Source organism: Bacillus sp. HMA207, assembly GCF_003402455.1.
Taxonomy (GTDB): domain Bacteria; phylum Bacillota; class Bacilli; order Bacillales; family Bacillaceae_G; genus Bacillus_A; species Bacillus_A cereus.
Genome location: NZ_BEZT01000001.1, coordinates 1696754 through 1720167, shown reverse-complemented (window position 1 = coordinate 1720167; position 23414 = coordinate 1696754). Strand labels below are relative to the sequence as shown.

Sequence of the window (23414 nt, the reverse complement as noted above, 5' to 3'; positions counted from 1 at the left end):
AGTAAAATTAAGGAGGGATATGCTTTGCGCGATAATAATTTAGATTTGCGTGTTGTTCGTACGAAAACTGCCATACGAAATGCATTGGTGGAGCTAATTGAAGAAAAAGGTTTTGACGCCATTACAGTGAAAGATATTACAACGAAAGCAAACATTAATCGCGGTACTTTCTATGCGCACTATCAAGATAAATTTGATTTAATGACAAAATGCCAAGAAGACATTATGTACGAGTTTTCTAGCATTGCTAAACAGAAATTCCCGGAAGTTATTGCTGACCTTGGATCAAATCCTTCTCCAACAATGCCATTTATACTTATCACTTCTATTCTTGAATTTCTAAATGAAAATAGTGATTTTATGAGAGCTGTACTAAGTCCGAAAGGAGATTTATCTTTCCAAACAAAACTGAAAGACTTTATGTGGAAAACATTATTTGAAGATACGAATGGTCCTCTCATTAATAAGGAGAATTTACTTGTTCCAAGCGAATATTTAACTTCTTATATGGCATCTGCACATATAGGTGTCATCCAACAATGGTTAAATAATGGACAAAAAGAAACACCTGAGGAGATTGCTCGCTTTTTATCAACAATCGCAGTTCATGGACCTTTTTATGCTGCTGGCTTAAAGAAATAAGCCCGCTTGCTTAGTAATTTCTATTATTTTATTAATAACTTGAAATTTATGTTTCTGTAAAAAAAGCTGTTGAAAGGACTCCCCTTCAACAGCTTCTACATTATTAACGATATAAACGAACTGCACCTGCAGAATTATCATCTGCTTGTCCAACTACTTCAAATTTCAATCCAAATTTCGGTAATTTACGTCCTGCATCTGGGATTAAATCATTTATATACAATTTAGAGTCATCAAACTTCGTTACACCTGGTAATCCTTTGTAATCATATGTTCCGCGTGTTGGAGATACCACTTTCCATGCTGGCGTTTGGTTAAGGGAGAACGCAGCATCTGCGATTTGGAATCGTGTACTATTTTTAACAGTTGGTTTGCCGTTTAGTGTTCCAACAATTGCCTCTGGGTGAGAGTCAACAACTCCTAAGAAACCTTCACCTGGATGTAAACCAACCCAATTATCTGTAAAACTAGAGTCTGCATACCATACTAGCAGACCTGTATTATACGGTACACCACTGCTATATTTTAACGCTTGATCAGCACCAGCATAGTTTCTCCACTCTAAATAGTAGTTATGCTTCTTCTTATCAAAACCGTCTGCTACAACAAAACCATTTAATTTAAATTTCGTTTCGCCTTCTGCATCATCAGAGAACACAACATTTCCATCTACAGTTAATGTAGCATTATCAAAAGTAAAACCGGTCGGCGCTAAACCACCATCTGTAATGTATTCGAATACTAATTTTACTTTTTGACCTTTGAATTTGCTTAAGTCATAAGACTTATCTACCCATTTACCATCTGTTGTGTCTAGACCATTTTTCACATTTTTTTCACCAATTCGATCCACTAACGTTTTCGTACCATCTTCTTTCACTGCATGTACTTCAAGGAAGTCATAATCCGTTTCAATTTCATACATTGATTTATAATCAAACCTCGCATTTGTTGCATTTGTTAAATCAAACACTGGCGTTTCTAATGTTGTATGAAGGTTATCACCTTTTGTACTATAGTAGTACTTCTTACCGAATGCAGGCTGAATACCTTTTACCTCTTTATCTGGTAAGTTAACACGAATCAGACCAGGACGATTTGATTTCGTTACACTTTGATCTAAATACGTCGCATAGCCAATACCACTATTTAATTTATTATAGTCAACCTCTACAATATTGGCCCAGTTTCCACCCATGTTCTTTTGAAAGAACTCTTTGTTTTGCGGAGAGAAACTCGGTGGCGTTGTTCCTGCAATTTTACCAGCCCAGCTACCGCCACTCATAACAGACCAGGAGTTAATTGGCTCACCTGCTCCTGTGTACTTCGTATCATACTCATCTGGAAGACCTAAATCATGACCAAATTCATGTGCGAATACACCAACCGCTCCGTCTTCTGGCTCAATTGTGTAGTCGTATGCTGCCATCTTACCGCCCCAGTTATCAACTTTTGCTTTTGTTCCTTCAATTGGATATGGTGTTCCAAGGTGCCAACGATGTGACCAAATTGCATCATCACCTAGTCTACCACCGCCCCCATCTTGCCCAACTCCAGCGTGAATGACCATTAAGTGATCAATCAGACCATCTGGTTCATTTTTATTGCCATCACCATTATTGTCATATTGATCGTATTCGTCAAATTCAGATAAATCAATACCACTTTCTACAGCCGCATTTAATGCCTCTTTTACAAAATCACGAGGTCCTTTTGGTCCCATATTATCATGACCGCCATCTCCTGCATCTGCGCCATAATCTGCCGCATTACCAGGAACTGTCAACCACTTTGTTACTGTGCCATCTACTGTATAACTACCACCAGATTGCTCTTCATAATATTGTTTAAATGTTGGTACTTTTGAACCATCAAAGAGTGTAAATGGCTCATTACCAAATAACATTTTTTGATAATGTTCTGGATTAAAATCATTTGAATACATATAACCTGGTACTTGATCAATATTGTTATGCTTAAAGTCCGCAAACTCTACTAGCAATACGAGAACTTTATCTTTACGAACATCACCGTTATATTGTTTTTGCTTCGCTGAAGTAGTTGGTACTTGGCCGTTTAATCCCCCTTTAACCGGCTCTTGTCCCGCTACTGGACCACTAGCAGGTTGATCTGCTTTTTCTTTCTCACCTGCTTTTGCATCTTTAACTTTTTTCAAAAAGTCAGCAGCTTCTCTCGTAACACTATCCCCCGCTGCTGGTTCTTTTCCCGCATTTTCTCCTTTTTTCTTCTCTACGTATTTTTCAACAGCTTTTAATGTGTCTTCTTTCGACGTAGATTCACTAATTACACCGCGTTTCTTGAGCGCATCTGCTAAACGCTCCTCTTGAATTAAATTTTCATCAATCGGACTTAAAGTTTCCCCATTAGACGATGTTGCCGCATAAACAGATTGACCCCCATACCCAAACGTGCAACTAAGCACAGCTGCCGCCGCAAGCGTAGACAGCACTTTAAAAGGCTTTTTCTTCATCCCCATTCCTCCCCAATATTAAATACGATACAACGTTTATATATTACAGAAAATTCAGATAATAATCAATATATTGTCTGAATTTGTAATATTTTTGAAAAAATCCTTTGTTTTAGATGAACATACATTCTGATTCATCAATATTTCAGAAAATATTGATGAAAGTTGATAAAACTATTAAAATCATAAAGAAATCGTCCACTATATTTAGTGGACGATTTCTTTATTTATCTAAAATACAACTACAACACTTCAATATATCCTTCTGTTCCATGTACCCGAATTCGTTGCCCGTCTTTTATTAGTTTCGTAGCGTTCTCTACTCCAACAACTGCTGGCAGGCCATATTCACGTGCAATCACTGCTCCGTGCGTCATAAGCCCGCCGACTTCAGTGACTAACCCTTTTATAGAAACAAACAAAGGTGTCCACCCAGGATCGGTAAATGCCGTAACTAATATATCTCCATCTTCCAAATTCGCGTCTTCCATGTTTAAAATAACGCGTGCTCTCCCCTCAACCACTCCAGAAGAAACAGGCAAACCTACAATGGCTTCAGCCGGGAGATTTTCGCGTTTGTACTTACCTGTAATGATTTCTCCATCAGACGTGATAACACGCGGGGGTGTTAGTTTTTCATATAATTTGTACGCATTTTTTTGTTTATGAATAATCTTGTAATTTAGTTTATTTGTGCGGACGACTTCGTAAAGTTCTTCAAAAGTTAGATAGTATATATCTTCTATTTCATCCAGAACATTATTTTGCACAAGTTTCTCTGCTTCTTTCAGTAATGCCTGCTTATATATGAAATAACGATGAATCATGCCGTATTTCGGATATTCACGATAACCGATGAAATTGCGGATGTTACAAATCATTCTCTTCGTCTCTTCTACTTTTAGTTCCCCATCCGGCAAGTGCTGCAATCGCTCTAACAGCTCTTCTTCTTTTTTCAAAGCTTCCTGCAGCCCTTCTTCAAACTTCCGTTTACTAGCACCATATTCAAAGTCCCTTATATGATTCAAAATCATCGGTATAATTGTAGCTGGCTGTTCACTCCAGCGCGTTTTCGTAATGTCGATTTCTCCGCTGCATCTCATTCCATATTTGCTTAGAAACGCCCCGATTGCATCCCGAACTTTTTCCCCGCCTTTAAACTGAATTAATTCATCTAAAAAGCTAGCATCTTCTACATGCTGTAAATACGTAATGACTTCTGGATACGGCCGAATCACATCTGCCACATCCAATAACGCTAGCCCCATTTCTGACGTAATATTATGTTGTACAGATTGTGAAAGTACATCTGCTGCATTCTTTTCCCCTAACCATTGTTCCATCTTTTCATTAATCCATGATGAAGCATTCATACCTGCCATAATGATAGCTATACTTTGCGAGTTAAATAATACTTTCTTTAATTGCTGAATGTCTTCTAAAATAAAATCAAGTACATCTATCCCTGATTTCGTTTGCATGTTTCGTTTTAACTCTTCTATTGATGATTCACTATTCTTTATTAAATTCGTAACGATTTCCGGATCGTTTTCAGGTTGTGGTTGCGAACTTGCAGGTGGCACTTTTTTACTAAGATCCTTTTCTTTTTCATCATCCGATAACAATTCAATAAAATTCTCTCGCTCAATTACAGTCGTTAATGCATCTCGTATGAGCGGATCCGATTTACCTAAAGTGTTTATTAAGTAATCTCTGCTAGCAGGTGAAGCTAGTCTTTGCGTAGCATCAACAAATAGCCTGCCTCCAGCTTTACACATAGGTGCACTAGTCGTTAACAGGAAAAAAGATAAACCTAATGGTTTCATCGCATCGGTCATCATTTGTTGGTGACCAACTGATATATACACGTGATTTTTCCCATCATTTACTTCTGGAATTGGATATAAAGTCGTAATCGGTCTGCTTTGGACTATATAAATTGTATCATCAACTAAGCACCATTCAATATCTTGCGGACAACCAAAATAAGCTTCGATTTGTCTTCCGATGCGTGCTAGTTGTAAAATCTGTTGTTCAGTAAGTGTTTGAATTTTTTGCTGATTAGGAGCAATTTTCTTCCTCTCTGTTCCGCCTTCTTTTCGTCCATAGATGGCTAATTTTTTCGTTGCGATGACCTTTTCGACGATTTCGTCTTCTTTTACCTTATAATTATCGGCAGAAACCAATCCAGATACTAGCGCCTCGCCAAGTCCAAAGCTGGCATCGATTGATAACACCTTCCTATTCGAAGTAATTGGATCCGCAGTAAATAAAATCCCTGAAGCCTCAGGGAAAACCATTTTTTGAACGACAATACATATAGAAACTTGATCATGATCAAAATCGTTTTGCATTCGGTATATAACTGCTCGATCTGTATATAAAGAAGCCCAGCATTTTTTTATATGCTGCAAAATGTTTTCTTTTCCAATAATATTTAAATACGTATCTTGTTGACCAGCAAACGAGGCATACGGTAAATCTTCAGCAGTAGCACTAGACCGCACTGCATACGCATGTTCATCGCCAAAGTGCGAGAGATAATGAGCTACTGATTCCACTACATCAACTGGAATTTCCACCGCCATAATGACTTCTCTAATCTGCTTACTAATTTCACCAATTCGATCTCGTTCCTCAATTTTTAGCATTGTTAATTGATTCAACAAAGTTTGAAATGCTCCATTTTTTCCGATGGCCTGTTCATACCCTACCGTTGTAACACAAAATCCTTCTGGCACTCGTATCCCTTGAATATTGGATAACTCCCCTAAATTCAATCCTTTTCCACCAACGAGAAAAAGCTGCGTTTTTTCTATTTCCTGAAAATCGAGAACGAAAGAACTCATTTGGCACCTCTCCTTACTATTCATGTGTTCTTGATTGTAACAGTAGTAAATGAGAAGAAACAGTCTATTTCGAACGTAAATTACATGATATAATTAAGTTAGGAAGAGATTATCACTTCTATTTCCCCTCTAATTCACTTCAATTACATCACCAAACTTAAACATTCTTTGATTATGAAAAGCAATCATTAGACATAATGGATTTCTATCGACCTTTGTTATGTCTTTTTTATATAAATCCATATTGTAATATCTTTATAAATCTTTTATTAAGCCATAAATCCGCCTCAAAAATAGTAGAATCTGTGACTTTAAAAGCAATATTTTTTGTTTGCACTTTATATAAATTGATATGAATCCCTCTTAATTCTAGGACTAAATTATTGTTTTTAATCCCACATTAATTCTTTTCTCAAATTCGCCAAAATGAATTTTCAAGATTAGGGAACTATAATGTCGTATTAAAACATATTAAGGGGGACAAAAGGTGAACAAGGAAATGAATTATGGAAGTGATTACAAGTTTATTCCAGCAACTTCAATTGAAAGTGGTCATGGCCTCGAAGTATTACCTGATTTATTTTGTTACACGATTCAAATCGTCAATATATGCTTTGTTGGAAATCCTAAGACCAATGATTTTGTTTTAGTTGACGCTGGAATGCCTAAATGTGCAAATGAAATTATCTCTGTTACTGAGGAGCGATTTGGTACAAATAGCCGTCCAAAAGCAATTATTTTAACTCATGGGCATTTTGATCATGTTGGAGGAATAATTGAACTCATTAAATATTGGGATGTTCCAGTCTATGCCCATCAAATGGAGATACCGTTTTTGACTGGACAACAAAGCTATCCTGAACCAGATCCAACAGTTGAAGGTGGTATGGTAGCGAAAATGTCTCCCCTGTTCCCTAATGAACCGATTGATTTAGGAAATAGCGTAAAAGCACTACCTATCGATGGAACTGTTCCCCATATGCCAGAGTTTAGATGGATTCATACACCAGGGCATACTCCTGGGCATATTTCATTATTCCGAGAGAAAGACCGAACTTTAATTGCTGGGGACGCTTTTGTTACAGTGAAACAGGAGTATCTGTATAAAGTAATAACTCAAGAACAGGAAATAAGCGGTCCTCCTCGTTATTTAACAACAGACTGGAAAGCAGCTAAAGAATCAGTCATTAAATTAGAAGAATTAAAGCCTCTAGTCGCTATTACTGGACATGGGATACCAATGTCAGGTGAATTGCTATCAACGAGCCTCAAAACACTCGTTCAAGAATTTGATAAAATTGCTGTACCTGATTACGGAAAATATATAGATAAAAAGATGCATTAAATGCGGAAATACTTTGTTTATTTTTATATTAATGAATCAAAACACCAACGAATATTAAGTTTAATATGAAAAAACACTGTACTTAGGCAACATCTCTATTATAAGAATGGAACTACCCTTTATGAATAAAGCTCGATATTCCGCAAATACTATCCATAGTATAAGCCTGCTTCTTACCCAGGTTGTACTTCTTACCATTAAGGGGTGATTAAAACGGGTTACGCTATATAAAAGCATAATCCGTTTTTAATGAAATATTGTATTCCATATACGTTTAAACAATGGAGGAAAATGATGAAACATATTGTTGCCTTATTAATTAAATACACAGCGATAACTGCAGTATTGCTAATCATGCTCAGTATCTTTCAAGGCATTTCAATTCCTAGAGTATTACTAATTTCTCTTTTTCTTACGGGAGCTGCCTATTTAATCGGAGACCTCTTCATTTTACCTAAATACGGAAATGCGATTGCTACAATGGCAGATTTCGGCTTAAGCTTTTTCGGAACTTGGTTACTAACATCCTTGTTTACTAATTTAGATGCTACTCGTAACATTGGACTTTCTTCATTTATAGCCGCTTTAATTATTGGTGGAACAGAAGTTTTCTTCCATATTTATATGAAGAGGCTAGTGCTACGTAACGACGATGAATTAAAAAATCGCAATCATATTCATCATGATAAATATGCTATGGAAATATCAGATGAATATATAGATTCTTCCACAATAAATAAATCCAAGCTTGAGGATACATCTAAAAAATAAAAAAGTGGCCAATGCCACTTTTTTATTTTTGTTTATTAAGCTTGATCAGAATTTCTTACATGTAACGGAGGTGGAACTACCCACCCTTTTTTCTTACTTAAACGTAGCAGAGTTACACCGGCCTGCGCTTTTTTCATATGAAATTGGCCAAATAGCATCCCTACATCTTCTCGAAGACATTTTCCCATCACTTGACTACATGTCACAAGTCCAGCTGCTAATCCTGTAGAAACAGCTGCAGCAATTTCAACATCATTAATACGCGCTCCCGGAGGAATGTCTTCAATAGATGCAACTGGACGTTCTGGAGGCGCTGGCGGTAAAGCGACCCCATTAACTTTTAAAAGTGCCTTTAATTCTTCTATCTCCGAATTCATATCATTTTCAATTAAGCCTTCTAAAAACTTCTTCAAATCTTCGTCACCTGTGTGATTCATAAATACTTGATGGCTTGCAATTGCACCCTGTGCAGCAAGAAGATAACTCCAAATGTCAAATACTTCTCCGTAATGTAAAGGTTCATTTTGAGGATTTCCACTTAATATACCCATTTTTAAATTCCTACCTTTCGAAAATATCATAATAAATATTGATTTCAATATTGAAATCAAATTTTTAAGTATGCTTTTTCCTGCAAAAGATTTTCTACTATGCATGGAAAACACCTTTCCAACACTGCGTGTTTATTGTTTAGGAAAGTAGTTTACAAATTAAATACTCAAAGATTATGAAAGAAGATTATCAATAATCTTTGAGTGAGAATCTGTTTAATATAAGGTTTTTTATTTTTATGAATACACAAAAGAAATTGATTTACATATTTGCTATATTTTAAGCTAATTTACTTAGCGGTTAGCTCTACCACCAAGTTGTTGTTCTGCCATTGCTACTAAACGTTTTGTAATTTCACCACCAACAGATCCGTTTGAACGAGCTGTTGTATCTGCACCAAGTTGTACACCAAACTCTTGTGCAATTTCATATTTCATTTGATCAAGAGCTTGTTCAGCGCCTCGAACTAATACTTCATTACGACTTCCACTATTATTTTTTCCCATATTGTTTCACCTCCGATGTTTTTAATATGCTACAAATTATGAAATAATAATTATCCTTTTTATGGAAATTAGATTATGAATAAAAATTGATTTTTTTCTTAAAGTAGGGCAAAACATATAAGAAAGAATAACTGATATAACATACTTTCATAACAACACTATGTATACTTTCTAATTCCCTTCAGTAAATAAAAGAAAGATTTCTATTTCACCAAGAGATTAAATAAAATTATGTTTTGAGACATAATTCAAAAGGAGATATGAGATGAAAGCTGTAACCTATCAAGGACCAAACCAAGTACAGGTGAAACAAGTGGATGATGCAAAATTAGAGAAAAAAGATGATATTATTGTAAAAATTACTTCAACCGCTATTTGCGGTTCTGATTTACATCTATATCAAGGCAACATGCCCTTACCTCAAGGATACATTATCGGCCATGAACCAATGGGAATCGTTGAAGAAGTCGGGCCAGATGTCACTAAAGTGAAAAAAGGCGATCGTGTTGTCATCCCCTTCAACGTTTCTTGTGGACATTGTTTCTATTGCCAACATGAAATGGAAAGTCAATGTGATAACTCAAACCCTCATTACGATTCTGGTGGATACTTTGGTTACACAGAGAAATTTGGTAATCATCCAGGAGGACAAGCAGAATATTTAAAAGTTCCATTTGGTAATTTTACTCCATTTGTTATACCGGAATCATGCGAACTTGAAGATGAATCCCTACTATTTCTATCAGATGTTTTACCAACAGCCTATTGGAGTGTAATAAACGCAGGCGTTAAGCCAGGTGATACTGTTATCGTCCTTGGTTGTGGACCTGTTGGATTAATGACACAAAAATTCGTTTGGATGCAAGGTGCTAAACGTGTAATTGCAGTGGATTACTTAGATTATCGGATGAATTATGCAAAAAAGATTAACAATGTTGAGGTATTTGAGTTTACAAAATTTCCAGATATGGGAGAACATTTAAAGGAAATTACACATGGCGGTGCCGATGTAGTCATTGATTGCGTGGGAATGGATGGAAAAAAATCGCCTCTAGAATTTCTGGAACAAAAATTGAAACTACAAGGCGGAACTCTCGGCCCTATTCAAATCGCTACGAAAGCCGTAAGGAAATATGGAACGGTTCAAATGACTGGCGTTTATGGTGGCAATTATAATGCATTTCCACTCGGGGCATTTTGGGTTAGAAATATTAATCTTAAAATGGGACAAGCACCTGTCATTCATTTTATGCCGGAACTATTTGAAAAAATAACAAATAAAGAATTTGATCCAAAAGAGATTATTACACACAAAATCCCCCTTGAAGAAGCGAGCTACGGTTATCAAATTTTTAATAATCGTGAAGATGATTGTATAAAAGTCATTCTGAAGCCTTGAAGCTACAATTCATTATTCTTAATGAAAAGATAAGATTACATTTCGTAATCTTATCTTTTTTTATTAAATGCTAAGTATCTATCCCCTATTTTCATCTCACATCTAAAATAGTTATTTTCAAAAACTTTGCATTTTGAGGCAATAAATAATTGGTAAAAACATGAATTAAAGTATTAAGTAACCAAATAGCGGACACGATAACAATGTTAACTAACTTAAAAGTGATGTTGATTATATTGCTGCTCCTCTTAATTTTGTTTCTATGAACTATTAAACGCCACTGTTACTTACTTATAATCTCCCTACCTCTATTCACATATAAAATCCCTATATTGTAAACAAAGAGGAGGGACTTGTCCCCCCTCTTCTTTTAATTTTTCTTTAAAAGAGTTGCTCCTGCAATCCCTGGGTGTGTCATTTCGAATGGATCTAGAATTAACTCTAAGTCCTCTTGTGACAATACACCATTTTTCACACAAAGTTCTCGAACAGATTGCCCTGTCGCGATTGCTTCTTTCGCAACGCGAGCTGCTGCTTCATAACCGATATGAGGGTTCACGGCTGTAATAATTCCTACACTTTTCTCAACATACTCTTTTAAGCGATCTTCATTCGCTTCAATTCCTTTTAAGCAATTATCTGTAAAGGCACGGAAACCGTTATTCATAATGCTAATCGATTGCAGTAAGTTGAAAACAAGTACTGGTTCCATCACGTTTAATTCTAATTGTCCTGCTTCTGAAGCAAGGCAAATTGTATGATCATTACCTATTACTTGGAACGCAATTTGATTAATAACTTCTGGCATAACAGGATTTACTTTCCCTGGCATAATAGATGAACCTGGTTGACGAGCTGGTAACATAATTTCTGCTAAACCAACACGTGGACCTGATGCCATTAAGCGAAGGTCATTTGCAATTTTAGACATATTCATCATACATACTTTCAGTGCTGCAGATACTTCAGTATACGCATCCGTATTTTGCGTCGCATCTACTAAATCTTCTGCACCAACAAGCGGTAATTCACTGATTGCAGCTAAATGTTTTACAACTGCTTCAATGTATTCTGGATCTGCATTTAAGCCTGTACCAACTGCAGTTGCCCCCATATTTACTTCATATAAATGTTGACGCGATTGTTGAATTCGTTTCATATCACGTTCAAGTACGCGAGAGTATGCTTTAAATTCTTGTCCAAGACGGATTGGCACAGCATCTTGTAAATGTGTACGACCCATTTTAATAACATGATCAAACTGTTCTGCTTTTAATTCAAATACATCATGCATATAACCCATCGTTTGTAATAAGCCTTCTAATGCATTTAACGTTGCGATATGAATCGCCGTTGGGAATGCATCGTTTGTTGATTGCGCCATGTTTACATGACTATTTGGACTAATATAATGATAGTCTCCTTTTTCCATCCCTAATAATTCAAGAGCACGATTGGCAATGACTTCATTTGCATTCATGTTCATTGAAGTACCCGCTCCGCCTTGGATTGGATCTACGATGAAATGATCATGCCATTTTCCATCAAGAATTTCTTGAGCAGCTTCTGCGATCGCGCCGCCCTTGTTCAATTCCAATCTTCCTACATCTGTATTCGCAAGCGCTGCTGCTTTTTTTACAATTGCGAACGCTCTAATTAAACTTTCATGAATTTTATACCCTGTAATCGGGAAATTTTCAACAGCGCGTAAAGTCTGAATTCCGTAATATGCCTCAATAGGTAATTCCTTTCCTCCCAAAAAATCATTCTCCACTCGCACGTTCTTGTTTGTCATTGCCATTTTAATTTCTCCCCCATATTAAATGTAAAACCTAAATAAATCATATGAAGTCATTACCAATCCTTATCAGATTTTATTGTTAAATCGTAGGCTAAAGGCTCTTCAATAATTTTTTTAATCTCTTCTAATTTATTAGTTTTCCCAAGCGCCCACATCAATTTTGCTATGATGGCTTCCGTATTCATATCTCCAGACAATATTACTTGATGTTGCGCCACTTTCCGTCCTACTTCATAGAGAAGTATGTCTTCTCCTTCTTCCAGGCATTGAGTAGTAATCACTACAGCAATCCCCATTTCAGTCAACTCTTGAATTTTCGAAAGCAAGTTCCTTCCTTCAAAAGGTAATCCACCGTTTCCAAAACTTTCAATAATAATCCCTTTATACAAATCTTTTAAACAATCAAATACCTCAGGCTTTGTACCTGGATACAATTTCATAAGAAAAACATCCGTACATAAATTAGTATTTATTGAAAGTTCACTATGTGAGGAAGTTGGCTTCCAATGATATTTCACTTCATCTTCATTTACCTCAGCAACATATGGATAATTCACACTTTCAAATGCATCATAACTTTTTGTTCGCATTTTAACTGCTCTCGTCCCAATAATCACCCTACTATCAAAAACAATAAACACACCGCCAACATCCTCACAGGCAAACCTAAGAGCATCAGCTACATTTTTCTTTGCGTCTGTCTTTTTAAAACTAATAGGTACTTGTGAACCTGTTAAAACAACTGGTTTTCTTAAACCTTGCAGCATATAAGATAACGCAGAAGATGTATAAGCTAACGTATCCGTTCCATGTGTAATCACAAACCCGTCATAGTCATCATAGTGATTAAAAACAGCATTAGCTATTTCTTTCCAGTGCTCAGGTTGCATATTGGTACTATCAATATTCATTAAGATTTTGCAATCTATTTCTAAGTTTCGAGAAGACTTCGAAAAATAATTCAATAATTCCTCAGCGGACAATCCTGGAACAAGCCCCTCATTCCCCTCCACAGATGCAATTGTCCCACCAGTTGCAAGTAATAAAATTTTCTTCATACACAACCCCTCCATAAAATAAACAACGATATATCGTTCGCGTAATGCGTATTTATATTTATCATTATAGAACTTAATTTGAATTAATCAAGATTTTGTATTCAATACGCGTACTTTTTTTCTATTCTTGATTCTTTTTCTATGTTATAATTAATTTAATAAAATTAGATGGGGTATGAGACGAATGCTGGAACGTTTATCTAAATTAAGAAAAAATCAAAAATGGTCCTTACAAGAGACAGCAGATCGACTTGGGATTGCGAAAAGCACCTATGCCGGGTATGAAAATGGTTATAGATTACCTTCATTACAATCTTTATCAAAAATAGCCGATTTATTTGATACATCTGTAGATTATATATTAGGTCGAATTGAACATTCACATCAAAACAAAGATGTAATTGATATTACAAGACTCCTAAACGATCCAGATCCAACACTTTTAATAGATGGAGAAGCACTGTCAACAGAAGAGATAATAGATTTTATTGCTTTTGTGAGAAGTAAACGAGAACTAAGTTCCAAGAGAATAGAAAATATTGAACCAACATGTAAAAGTTGATTCAATAAAAAACGAAGACACTGTACTCTTTAAACTTAGAAATACTTAGACAATTAATTTGCAAACGGTTTATATAATGAATTCTTAGCAACTGGCCTCATTCTGGGACTTATACTTGGAAACAATCCCATTGGTTATATGATTCAATTATTTTTCATCATTTGTGTAGTGATAGCAGCTATTTTCGGAGGTTTCACATCCAATAAATCAATTATCATGAAACAAGGATTTCTCGCTATTTTAGCGTTGCTTGCCCTTTTATCTGTCATATAGAACTAAAGCTTTTCAATAAAGGAACTCACTTTTGAAGAATACGCCATTCTTTCTGTAAATTTATAAGAAAGAATGGCGTTTTTGTATGTCTATTTCTGTATCGAAAGAATTTGAAAGTATAACAGAATTCAAACAAGAATTAGCAAAGTATATAAAGTACTATAATCATGAAAGAATCAAGGAAAAATAAAAGGAAATGAATCCAGTATTGTACTAGGCTCATTCCCTAGAGGCTACTTAATAAACCGACCTTTCTAACTTTCGGGGCACAGTCTAGTTGAAGTGCTACAAGCAACGAATTTACTATTTTAAAGTTAAGTGTTTAACCTTGAAGTACTTAAATTCTTTTTTCCAGACAAAGCATACATTATATCTTGATGCTTTATTGTCCTCTTATAATTATGTGGTATCGGAAATTTGTTTCGGTGTTCTTTTATTATAATTATGATTACTATAAGTGATAAAGCTACAGGTATAAAAACGATTAACAAAGCATCTTAATGTTTATGAAATTCTTTGTTAATCGTTTCTCTTCTCCCTAATCTCCTGCGAGACTATATTTTTTTGTTGAAATTTACCATATCTTATTTGATTTATTCTGTAACACCAGATTGGGTTACTTTTACATCAGCTGTTACACGAAAACGTAAATGTTTATAGGATTCTTCCCATTCTTGACTGTTCCATTTTCTTACGTGAGTTCTACCAAGCTTTCTAAGTCCTATAGGATCTGTGTCTTTTTTAATAAATCTCTTTATCAATGTAGTTGCTTTTTTTTCTATTTCTTTTTCCATAATTTTTTCTAATTTTTTTATTTCTTTAGGATTATCTAGATTTTTTGTTTTTGTAAATTCTTGAATTTCAGCTTTAACTTGAATATGAGCATTTACGAATGGATGCTTACTATTCCCTTCCATCTTATATTTTGTTCTAGCCTTTATATTCTCTATCGTGGCGTACGTATTTGAAGAACCAGGTAGCTTGAATTGGTATGTACCTTGTTTAAAATTATCTGTCAACAATTTAAATACAAATAAATCTTTAGGATTCACTTTATCAACCATTTTACATCTTTTAAAAAGTGCTATTCCATCTAACTCCAACACGTTACCTTTTTTAGATATCATCGGTAAATATGAATCTCTCGCATCATCATTAAGTTGGTTTAAAAACATAAAAAAATTTGTTTTTGGTTGCGTTCCATTGTCCATATTTTGCTCCAGTAAAGAGGATAGATAGGAAGCAATTTCTTTTTCTTTAGAATAGTTCCCCTTTAATAGTGATTCCCCTTTTACATTTGTAATTGCTAAATAAATTGCATTTCCTACACTAGGATTTCGATTCAAAGTCTCTAAAATTTCCTGCATTCCCTTTTCAATTATTTTTTCATTAAATATAATAACACGCAATTGCCCCAACTCTAGAGGTCCAGAAGACTTTTCGGATGCTCTTGCAAGAACTTCTCTACCAGTCTGGCCTGATGCTGAATAGATTTTCGTTTCACCTTCCCCGCCTCCTTTATAAGCTGAAATCGCAAAGGTTCCTTTTAGCTTACCTTTTGCTTCGGTATCATATGCCGCAACTTGAACTAAGTCAATGTCATCCACAATTTTCGTTTTAGCACAACCTATTAAGAAGACACTTACTATAAGGAAAAGTATCCATCGCTTCATGTTTATCTCCTTAACTTTATTTTGGCGGTTTGAATTAGCCATAATATAGGTAGGTATACATATATATATACAAAGCCAATTTGACCTGTCCAAGTATTTAATAAGTTAATTTTATTACGGTTATTCAAGAAAAATGATAAAACAAAGATGAACAGGATGATAACTGGCAAAACATATTTTTGCTTTATTCCCAGTGCCTCTTTTATACCACGACTTACTCCCCATAATGTAAAGGAAACGTTAGGTAATATAAAAAAAGCCCAAACAGAAACAATAATGTATTCAAACCGCTCTATAAAGGGAAATTGTATAATTTTAATCATGCTTAAATATGCCCATATCGCGCTCGCTAGTTGTTTTTCACTAAAAAACGCAAGAGTTAAAATCATAAGGTATGTGTAGACAATAGTCGTTACTAAATTTGCATAGTGCGCATATTTTTGAGAGGTTCTTGCCTTTTTAATAAATGGGTAGTACAACAATAACATTTCAAATCCAAAAAAACTAAACATATTTCCTTTCATTCCTTTCATGATTTCTAGGAATGAATGCTGTGCAATTGGAAATAAATTCTGAAAATCTGCATACTGCAAAGGATAAAAAAATGTGAAGATTAGAATGCTTGGGATAACGATTCCAAAGAAGCCAATTCCGGCAACTACACGAAATCCTCCAGTCACAATGTAATAACATAGACCCAAAAAAGCCCCTGCTATAATCCAAGATGAAATGGAAGGAAACATCCAAACATGTACTACTTCGATATAAGTATGTAGTGTTGTTGCACCTAACAATACAATGTAGGATAAAAAAATGAAGTTGAACAATCCACCAATCCATTTTCCAAGTACGTCTTGATTGATTGCAATGATATCTCCATTACCCTGATTTAAAATCTGATATATAATCCAAATCATAAGATTAACAGATATTCCAAAAAGCAGCGTGCTAATCCACGCATCATTTCCAACTAATTTTGCACTAATCCTTTCAAAACCAAGCATACCAACCCCCATCTGTATAGTAATAATTAAAAAAAACACCATATATGGAGAGACTTGATACTCAATTGGGATCTGTTTCATAATGCTCCTCCCTGTTAATTTCAATCATCAAAATCATTTCGTGATTTAATTTTATTTTTCTCTACCTCTTCTGGATTAAAACGAAAACGCTGTTTAGATCTTGAAAAAATAGGACGTCGAAACATCGCTGAGATCGGCAAACGGATAATGCTGTCTTTCCAATCTGTAGGGCGTGTAGGATAAAAAGGAAACAAATAAGGACGTCTTAATGATTCTGTACGTAATAAACGTGCTAAAAGCAAAGAGCTTGTTAAAACAATTCCTAATAAACCCAACAGGTGTGCAGATATTATAAAAGGAAAACGAATTACTCGAATTGTATTACCAATTCGATATATTGGTGCTGTAAATGAGCTAAGCGCTGAAAGTGCAACAATAATAATAAGTACATTACTTGTAAGGCTTGCCTCTACAGATGCCTGTCCAATTACAATACCACCTACTATACCGACAGTTAGACCCACTTTAGTTGGTAAACGTGCCCCCGCTTCTCTCAGTAATTCAATCGTTATTTCTAAAAAAAGCGCTTCAATTAATGGAGGAAAAGGTACTTTACTTCTCGATATGATTAACGTTTCAAGAAGTTCTTTTGGAATAAGCTCGTAATGATATGTTAAGATTGCAACATATAATGGAGTCGTTAAGACAGAAAACATAAAAGCAAAAAGCCTTAATAGACGAAAAAAAGAGGCAATAATCCAAGGCATGGTGTAATCTTCTGTCGTAGAAAAAAAGTCAATTAATGTTGTTGGAAGAGTGATTGCATAAGGTGAGCCATCTACAAAAAGTGCAATTTTCCCTTCTGCCAATACAGCTGCTACACGGTCTGGTCGTTCTGTATTCAAAAATTGAGGAAATATAGAATTCGGGTTGTCTGCAATTAACTGCATCAAATACGTGCTATCCAAAACGTGGTCTGTTTTTATTAGACTCACCCTTTTTATAATTTCTTGTAGATTTTGATCATTTACAATTCCCTCAATATATACAATCGCAACGGTTGTGTTAGATAGAGAGCCTACTTTCAATTCCTTCACTTGTAAATAAGGTGTTGGAAGCTTTCTACGTACTAAATTTAAGTTTACATCTAAATCTTCAACAAACGCGATTTGTGGACCCACGATATTGTATTCAATTTCAGCTTTTGTAATATCTCTTTTTTCTTTCTTTGCCACATTGATTAACAAGCCATTTAATTTATCTGTATCGAACTGAATAAGTATATAGCCGTTTAAAATACTATCCTGAATATCTTCCATTTGATTTGTTATTTTTGAATTTTCAAAGGGTAAGACAGACCGAATATCTTGTAATGAATCGAAGCTCTTCTCTTTTATATAAGTTAAAACCTCTTCATGAAATATATTTACATCGATTAAGGTTCTAAAATATGAAATGACTATAGAGGATTTGTTTGAAGCGATCTCCAACGTTATAAAATCTTTAGATTTTTTTAGTAATTGCATTAATTCCTGCAAAGATTTTATAGAGTGAACAGGTACTTTTTCATGTGGTTTCAATTGATAATACCCTTCCTTTCAAAAAGAACCTATATATAGTTTTTAGAAATTTCTATTTTAAAAATGAGGGATATTTATATGTCAATATGCTCATTAAAAATAATACCTTTTTAACTAACTTAACCAAAATTAGTTAAAAAATGTATTACAAGTAAAAATTTGAAATGTCTCCAAGAAAAATTACAATATTAAAAACATCCTTTCTTTTGGTTCTAAAGAAAGGATGTTTTTATAACAGGCTTTTTCAAGTGTCTATTCTATAGGGTACATTTACCAGTGTTCTTCTCTTTATTATTTCATTAAGTAACATTGGCATTACATTCTGTATGGTTTCTTAAAAAATTTCAGTAAGAGAATATCTTAATTTTGAAGTGTACAAATAGGGAGAGTGACTTCAACTGTAGTCCCCTTATTCATTTCACTCTTAATAAATATCTTTCCCTGATGTGTTTCAATGATTTTATAACAGATCATTAATCCTAAGCCAATCCCCTCTTCTTTAATACTATAAAAAGGTTCTCCGAGGTATGGTATACGTTCTTTTGGAATCCCACACCCTTGATCGATAAAACGAATGCTTACTTGATTATTATCAAGTATATTTATTTGAATCAGAATTTCCCCTCCCATCGGCATAGATTCAATTGCATTTTTTAATATATTAACAAATACTTGTTTTAATTGATTTCCTTCACATGAAATCAATGGAATACCAGGGTTAAGATCGATTCTAAATTTTATATTATGCATCATTGCTTGAGGTTGTAGTAGCATTAAAACTTGATCCATTAGCACACTAATGTTATTAGGTTGCATTTTTACTACTTGTGGTTTGGCTACCGCCATAAATTCAGTTGTTATGCTCTCTATACGCTCAATCTCTGATGATACTATATTAATATAACCCTGATTATTCTCATTTTCCGTTGATTTTAGTAATTGCATGAACCCTTTCATTGCAGTTAATGGATTATTAATCTCATGAGCCATTACAGTCGCTAATTGTCCTACAACAGCAAGTTTTTCAGATTTTCGTAATAATTCTTCTGTTTTTAGCCGTTCAGTGATATCACGAGAAATACTTAGAAAAACTTTTTTACCATTTAAGTTAAAAACACGAACACTAAACTCAGTTGTTATTACTTTTCCTGTTGGAAAAACATATTCATCTTGCAAAGTGAAGGAAGTTTGTCCTTTTTTAATTTTTTCTAATAACCTTACGATTATTTGAGAATCTTGTGGTACTATATTTGAAAATGATAATGAGAGCAACTCTTCTCTACTATATCCAAATCTTCTACACCCAACAGGGTTTACCTCAATAAATCGACTTGGAGCATTATCTTCATTCAGCTCTACTACATATACCGCATCAGTTGCTTGTTCGATTAGTGCACGGTACTTCATTTCACTATCTCTTAATTGCTGGTGTAATCGATGCCGTTCTCTTTCTGCTTGTTTTCTTTCAGAGATGTCTCTACATATTGCTGATAAAGCTATCACATTTCCTCTTACATCTAGTATAGGAGAAACTGTCAGACTGATATCAAGAAGACTCCCATCGCTCCGTTGTCTAACAGTTTCTAATCTAGTAACCACCGATTCTCCTGTTAGAATTTTCTGAATATTTTCAAGTGATTCTTCCATTAAAAAATCTGGTACACAAGGTAATCTCTTACCTATGATTTCTTGTGATGACCACCCAAATATCTTTTCATAAGCTTTATTGGCTTGTAAAATATGCCCTTCTCGATCAGAAATGGTAATAGCATCTAGATTGTGCTTTATAAATGATTCCAATAATTCTTTGGTAGCGCTTAATTCTGATTCTACCTTTTTCCTTTCGGTTATATCAACTGTAGAACCAACAACTTCAATAACTTGTCCATTTCGTTTAATCGGCCTAAGCGCAATAAGAATAATAGTTTTATCATTTGGCCAAGGTAATTCAAATATAATTTCTTTTCCTTCCCATGCCTGAAGATAGTACTTCATCAATTGTGGAACTAAATGTGGAGGAACAATAGAAGCATCAATAGTACGTAAGCTTTTTCCTACCACCTGTTCAGAATAAAATCCGTTTTGATAATAAAACTGTCCATCACATAAAGTGTGTATAAAGTGCTTACCCACTTTTTTAAATTTAAAAATTCCTCCTTGAAGCTCATGTACGGTATCTGCAAGTTCTTGCTTCGATTTTTTTAATTCTCGATTCATTTTAGATAAGTCCTGTGTTAAATAATACAATCTCTGGTAGGCTTCCATAAGAAATAGCCCAATTAAAAGTCCTAACGCTATATATAATAGGCCTCCTGTGTAAAGTAATGTAGTATTAAATAATACGCCAACTAACCACTTTATTCCAATAAAAACAGAAAAATATAACGATGCACTTTTAAAAGGATGTAGTTTTTTAAAATAAGTTTTAAAAGTAGAAAATAGAATCCCCATACCTAAATAAGCAATCACAGGAGGTTCCCAATACCCTCCAGTGTAAAAGATACGCATTAATATTATGCTAATTAGCGTAATCCAACCAGCAATACGACCAAAGTAAATAAAAGATAGAATAAGAGGAACAACTCGAAGATCGTAGGAAAATCCCATGTATGGAAAAGAAAAGAACATTAACGTAACTGCAATAATCCCTCCATAGAGCTTTTCGAAATATCGACTAGAATTAATTGTAAACACTTGAATAAATATTGCTGCGCTAACTAATAAAGAAAAAATAGAAAGGTTGATGAAATAATCTTTAATAATCATGTAATGTCCCTCCTTGCATTAAGTGTATTCGACAAAAAAGCTAAAAATCCTACAAATTGTATAAACAGTTCAAATGCATAAATTTTAAACTAGGATAAAATCTGGAAAAGTAAATAAGGAACACAGCAGATGAGATATTTTAATGAAAAATAGTTCAAAAAAGATAATAGTAACCGTTGACTACTATTATCTTTTTTCTTTAAGTTATCGTAATACGTATGAAACTCTAAGGGACGTGGTATGTCATTTCATCAAACAATGATTATATACTGAGTCATGAATATAGAAATTTCAGCAGTAATTTTTGAAAAATAACATAAAAAACAAAACTATCTTTGAAAATGGAAAAAATCTATATGAATGTCAACTAATCTATGTACAAAAACGTTCACTTAATTTTGCATAAAATCACTCCACTTAGGAAGCTAAGTAGTTCTTCAAGGTCGATAAGAACACCTGTAGATGCTTCAGGATAACTACATAATTGTATGGGTAATGTACTTGAAACCTTTCGGTAAAACCATACACATAATACAACTAACTCCTTGATTCAATATTTACTTTTTTCGCTGAACAAATTCTTTTTCTTGAGCAAAATATTCTAGGATATAAGGAGATTTTTCGATTAACTTGGTGTCTAGTTTATTCTCCAGCTCCAATTACTTCGTTACTTTCAGATTCAGTTCATTATATTTTGTACTTTGTCTTTATACACAACATATTCTTTACCATCCACTACTGCTACTACCGCAAATTCATCATTTGGATTGAATGAAAGCCAATCAGCCCACATGTTAGTATTAGCCCCTCCACTCCACATATTATGAACAGTGTTTTTCGTTAAATTCATAACTTTATAAGACGCATTTGGCGCATTTGTTCCAGTCTTTATTTCAAAAGTGTATGCGTTATGAATTTTTTTATAAAAGTAGAAAACGTTTGATGGACGAAGCTGATTCAAAAAATCCTGTTCTTTTTTCTCTGCGATTTTTATCCCTTCTTGTAAAGTGACAACATCTGTTTTTAATGTTTTCCAACTGTTTTTCGCTGCATTCAAGCTAGGGGTTAAGAATTTATATTTATTTTGATCAGCTTTTTGATCAGCTTTATCAATATGTCCCAGTACACCCGAATATTGAGAATCTAAATCCTCCCATTGCGTAGACATATAAGTAAGAGCAGTGATAGCACTATCAAGCATACTATGCATATCACTAATATTATGAAATGCAACTCCAACTACACGATTCAATGTTATTTTATAATCTACAGTCTGACGCAATTTTGCTAATTCAGGTTCTAGCCAACCTAACTTACCTCTTGCATCACCTATCATGATGCCACCAGCAATCAAGGTTGGAATAAAGGGGATTTTCACCATGTCTAACCCCTTAGATTCTATGTCTTTCTGATATTTTACTTGTCCTAAAAGGTCCTCTAGACGCTTTTGGTCCGCCTCCACATCAGCACCTTGGTTTTTTAAAATCGATTGCAATGTCTCTTTATGACTTCCAAATGTTCTAACATCTTCTCCAATAGCATTTTTCAATTGAATTAATTCTTCTATTAATGCTTTTGCAGATTTTTGATTTTGTTGAATTCCTCCCTGTAAATCTGTAATCCCTTTTTTTAAAGTATCTCCATTTCCGGTATTAATCGCCTCTACTAATGTTTCATAATAATTTTCAAATTTTGTATCGTATTCTATAATGCCTGTCAATGTATCAAAAAGCTGTTTTTTTACTTGTGTATTCCATGTAACAGCATGTGCTCTTGCATTCTTTTGATCTTGTACAATTTTACTAGGTAAATCTGCATTTCCATTAATAGTTATTCCTTCAAAACTCACATCTGGATTATTAATTAGCAAATAAGAATATTCATTCATAGCTTTTGCAAATAAACCAGCATCTTGCAAAGCTTTTTTCATCTGTTCTTCATTTGCTGAAAGAGACATATTTTCAGTGTTCGTTTGTTCAATTTCAATTGCAAAAGTTTCTAGTGGTATGACTGCATAAGTAGTTGTTATAGTTAAAAACGCTGATACAGCGAGTAGTTTATTAGGGATTTTTTTCATCATTTCGTATTCCTCCTATATAAGGTATGGTTTCAAGTTCTAAT

16 protein-coding genes and 3 pseudogenes are annotated in these 23414 nt (G+C 34.3%); 7 read left to right on the top strand and 12 right to left on the bottom strand.

Annotation, left to right across the window (positions count from 1 at the left end):
• The first annotated feature begins 24 nt into the window (after positions 1-24).
• Positions 25-642, top strand: a complete 618-nt coding sequence (locus HMAS_RS08965) for a TetR/AcrR family transcriptional regulator (RefSeq protein ID WP_001205505.1) — start codon at positions 25-27, stop codon at positions 640-642.
• Between the two features lie 103 nt (positions 643-745).
• On the opposite strand, the gene HMAS_RS08960 is transcribed toward HMAS_RS08965, so the two are convergent.
• Positions 746-3133, bottom strand: coding sequence for an immune inhibitor A domain-containing protein (locus tag HMAS_RS08960; RefSeq protein ID WP_000728995.1), 2388 nt, complete (start codon positions 3131-3133; stop codon positions 746-748).
• Positions 3134-3375: 242 nt separating this feature from the next.
• The gene (ppsA, locus tag HMAS_RS08955; protein WP_000094187.1) at positions 3376-5982 is read right to left on the bottom strand and encodes a phosphoenolpyruvate synthase; all 2607 of its coding nucleotides are present in this window, start codon (positions 5980-5982) and stop codon (positions 3376-3378) included.
• 487 nt (positions 5983-6469) lie between these two features.
• On the opposite strand from ppsA, the gene HMAS_RS08950 reads away from it, so the two are divergent.
• A complete protein-coding gene (locus HMAS_RS08950; protein ID WP_001031195.1) occupies positions 6470-7327 on the top strand; it encodes an MBL fold metallo-hydrolase in 858 nt (285 codons plus the stop codon).
• Positions 7328-7621: 294 nt separating this feature from the next.
• Positions 7622-8098, top strand: a complete 477-nt coding sequence (locus tag HMAS_RS08945) for a YndM family protein (RefSeq protein ID WP_000680667.1) — start codon at positions 7622-7624, stop codon at positions 8096-8098.
• A 35-nt stretch (positions 8099-8133) separates the two neighbouring features.
• Here the strand turns inward: HMAS_RS08945 and HMAS_RS08940 are convergent, their stop codons facing one another.
• Positions 8134-8649, bottom strand: coding sequence for a DUF3231 family protein (locus HMAS_RS08940; protein WP_000512122.1), 516 nt, complete (start codon positions 8647-8649; stop codon positions 8134-8136).
• A 294-nt stretch (positions 8650-8943) separates the two neighbouring features.
• Complete coding sequence (sasP, locus tag HMAS_RS08935; protein WP_000517671.1) at positions 8944-9156, bottom strand: small acid-soluble spore protein, SasP family; 213 nt, start codon at positions 9154-9156, stop codon at positions 8944-8946.
• Between the two features lie 265 nt (positions 9157-9421).
• On the opposite strand from sasP, the gene HMAS_RS08930 reads away from it, so the two are divergent.
• The gene (locus tag HMAS_RS08930) at positions 9422-10555 is read left to right on the top strand and encodes a zinc-dependent alcohol dehydrogenase (protein ID WP_116344765.1); all 1134 of its coding nucleotides are present in this window, start codon (positions 9422-9424) and stop codon (positions 10553-10555) included.
• Between the two features lie 370 nt (positions 10556-10925).
• Here HMAS_RS08930 and aspA read toward each other — a convergent pair whose 3' ends face one another.
• Positions 10926-12356, bottom strand: a complete 1431-nt coding sequence (gene aspA / locus HMAS_RS08925; RefSeq protein ID WP_001251924.1) for an aspartate ammonia-lyase — start codon at positions 12354-12356, stop codon at positions 10926-10928.
• 53 nt (positions 12357-12409) lie between these two features.
• On the bottom strand, positions 12410-13414 hold the full coding sequence (gene ansA, locus HMAS_RS08920) for an asparaginase (protein ID WP_000722302.1): 1005 nt from the start codon (positions 13412-13414) through the stop codon (positions 12410-12412).
• A gap of 184 nt (positions 13415-13598) precedes the next feature.
• Between ansA and ansR the strand changes: the two genes are divergently transcribed.
• The 3 genes and pseudogenes from ansR to HMAS_RS08905 all read left to right on the top strand — a co-directional run.
• The gene (ansR, locus tag HMAS_RS08915; RefSeq protein WP_000893569.1) at positions 13599-13976 is read left to right on the top strand and encodes an HTH-type transcriptional regulator AnsR; all 378 of its coding nucleotides are present in this window, start codon (positions 13599-13601) and stop codon (positions 13974-13976) included.
• Positions 13977-14033: 57 nt separating this feature from the next.
• Positions 14034-14249: pseudogene (locus HMAS_RS08910) on the top strand (DUF1304 domain-containing protein); the annotation flags it as partial.
• A gap of 103 nt (positions 14250-14352) precedes the next feature.
• Positions 14353-14439, top strand: a pseudogene (locus HMAS_RS08905) (IS3 family transposase); the annotation flags it as partial.
• A 403-nt stretch (positions 14440-14842) separates the two neighbouring features.
• On the opposite strand, the gene HMAS_RS08895 reads toward HMAS_RS08905, so the two are convergent.
• The 6 genes and pseudogenes from HMAS_RS08895 to hblA all read right to left on the bottom strand — a co-directional run bounded on the left by HMAS_RS08895 (position 14843) and on the right by hblA (position 23373).
• The gene (locus HMAS_RS08895) at positions 14843-15922 is read right to left on the bottom strand and encodes a Ger(x)C family spore germination protein (protein WP_000832878.1); all 1080 of its coding nucleotides are present in this window, start codon (positions 15920-15922) and stop codon (positions 14843-14845) included.
• Between the two features lie 2 nt (positions 15923-15924).
• Positions 15925-17007 carry a GerAB/ArcD/ProY family transporter gene (locus HMAS_RS08890; RefSeq protein ID WP_000809697.1) on the bottom strand — a complete coding sequence of 361 codons (1083 nt, stop codon included), beginning with the start codon at positions 17005-17007 and terminating at the stop codon, positions 15925-15927.
• A gap of 20 nt (positions 17008-17027) precedes the next feature.
• A complete protein-coding gene (locus tag HMAS_RS08885) occupies positions 17028-18527 on the bottom strand; it encodes a spore germination protein (protein ID WP_025708557.1) in 1500 nt (499 codons plus the stop codon).
• A gap of 360 nt (positions 18528-18887) precedes the next feature.
• On the bottom strand, positions 18888-21293 hold the full coding sequence (locus HMAS_RS08880) for a PAS domain S-box protein (protein ID WP_025708559.1): 2406 nt from the start codon (positions 21291-21293) through the stop codon (positions 18888-18890).
• Between the two features lie 430 nt (positions 21294-21723).
• Positions 21724-21952, bottom strand: a pseudogene (locus HMAS_RS28490) (hypothetical protein); the annotation flags it as partial.
• 20 nt (positions 21953-21972) lie between these two features.
• The gene (hblA, locus tag HMAS_RS08875; protein WP_000976163.1) at positions 21973-23373 is read right to left on the bottom strand and encodes a hemolytic enterotoxin HBL binding subunit HblA; all 1401 of its coding nucleotides are present in this window, start codon (positions 23371-23373) and stop codon (positions 21973-21975) included.
• Between the last annotated feature and the right edge of the window lie 41 nt (positions 23374-23414).

What these genes read in the sequence shown, in the direction of transcription:
- HMAS_RS08960 (WP_000728995.1), bottom strand. Translation starts at nt 3,133, where the DNA reads ATGAAGAAAAAGCCTTTTAAAGTGCTGTCTACGCTTGCGGCGGCAGCT.
- ppsA (WP_000094187.1), bottom strand. Translation starts at nt 5,982, where the DNA reads ATGAGTTCTTTCGTTCTCGATTTTCAGGAAATAGAAAAAACGCAGCTT.
- HMAS_RS08945 (WP_000680667.1), top strand. Translation starts at nt 7,622, where the DNA reads ATGAAACATATTGTTGCCTTATTAATTAAATACACAGCGATAACTGCA.
- HMAS_RS08940 (WP_000512122.1), bottom strand. Translation starts at nt 8,649, where the DNA reads ATGGGTATATTAAGTGGAAATCCTCAAAATGAACCTTTACATTACGGA.
- sasP (WP_000517671.1), bottom strand. Translation starts at nt 9,156, where the DNA reads ATGGGAAAAAATAATAGTGGAAGTCGTAATGAAGTATTAGTTCGAGGC.
- HMAS_RS08930 (WP_116344765.1), top strand. Translation starts at nt 9,422, where the DNA reads ATGAAAGCTGTAACCTATCAAGGACCAAACCAAGTACAGGTGAAACAA.
- aspA (WP_001251924.1), bottom strand. Translation starts at nt 12,356, where the DNA reads ATGGCAATGACAAACAAGAACGTGCGAGTGGAGAATGATTTTTTGGGA.
- ansA (WP_000722302.1), bottom strand. Translation starts at nt 13,414, where the DNA reads ATGAAGAAAATTTTATTACTTGCAACTGGTGGGACAATTGCATCTGTG.
- ansR (WP_000893569.1), top strand. Translation starts at nt 13,599, where the DNA reads ATGCTGGAACGTTTATCTAAATTAAGAAAAAATCAAAAATGGTCCTTA.
- HMAS_RS08895 (WP_000832878.1), bottom strand. Translation starts at nt 15,922, where the DNA reads ATGAAGCGATGGATACTTTTCCTTATAGTAAGTGTCTTCTTAATAGGT.
- HMAS_RS08890 (WP_000809697.1), bottom strand. Translation starts at nt 17,007, where the DNA reads ATGAAACAGATCCCAATTGAGTATCAAGTCTCTCCATATATGGTGTTT.
- HMAS_RS08880 (WP_025708559.1), bottom strand. Translation starts at nt 21,293, where the DNA reads ATGATTATTAAAGATTATTTCATCAACCTTTCTATTTTTTCTTTATTA.
- hblA (WP_000976163.1), bottom strand. Translation starts at nt 23,373, where the DNA reads ATGATGAAAAAAATCCCTAATAAACTACTCGCTGTATCAGCGTTTTTA.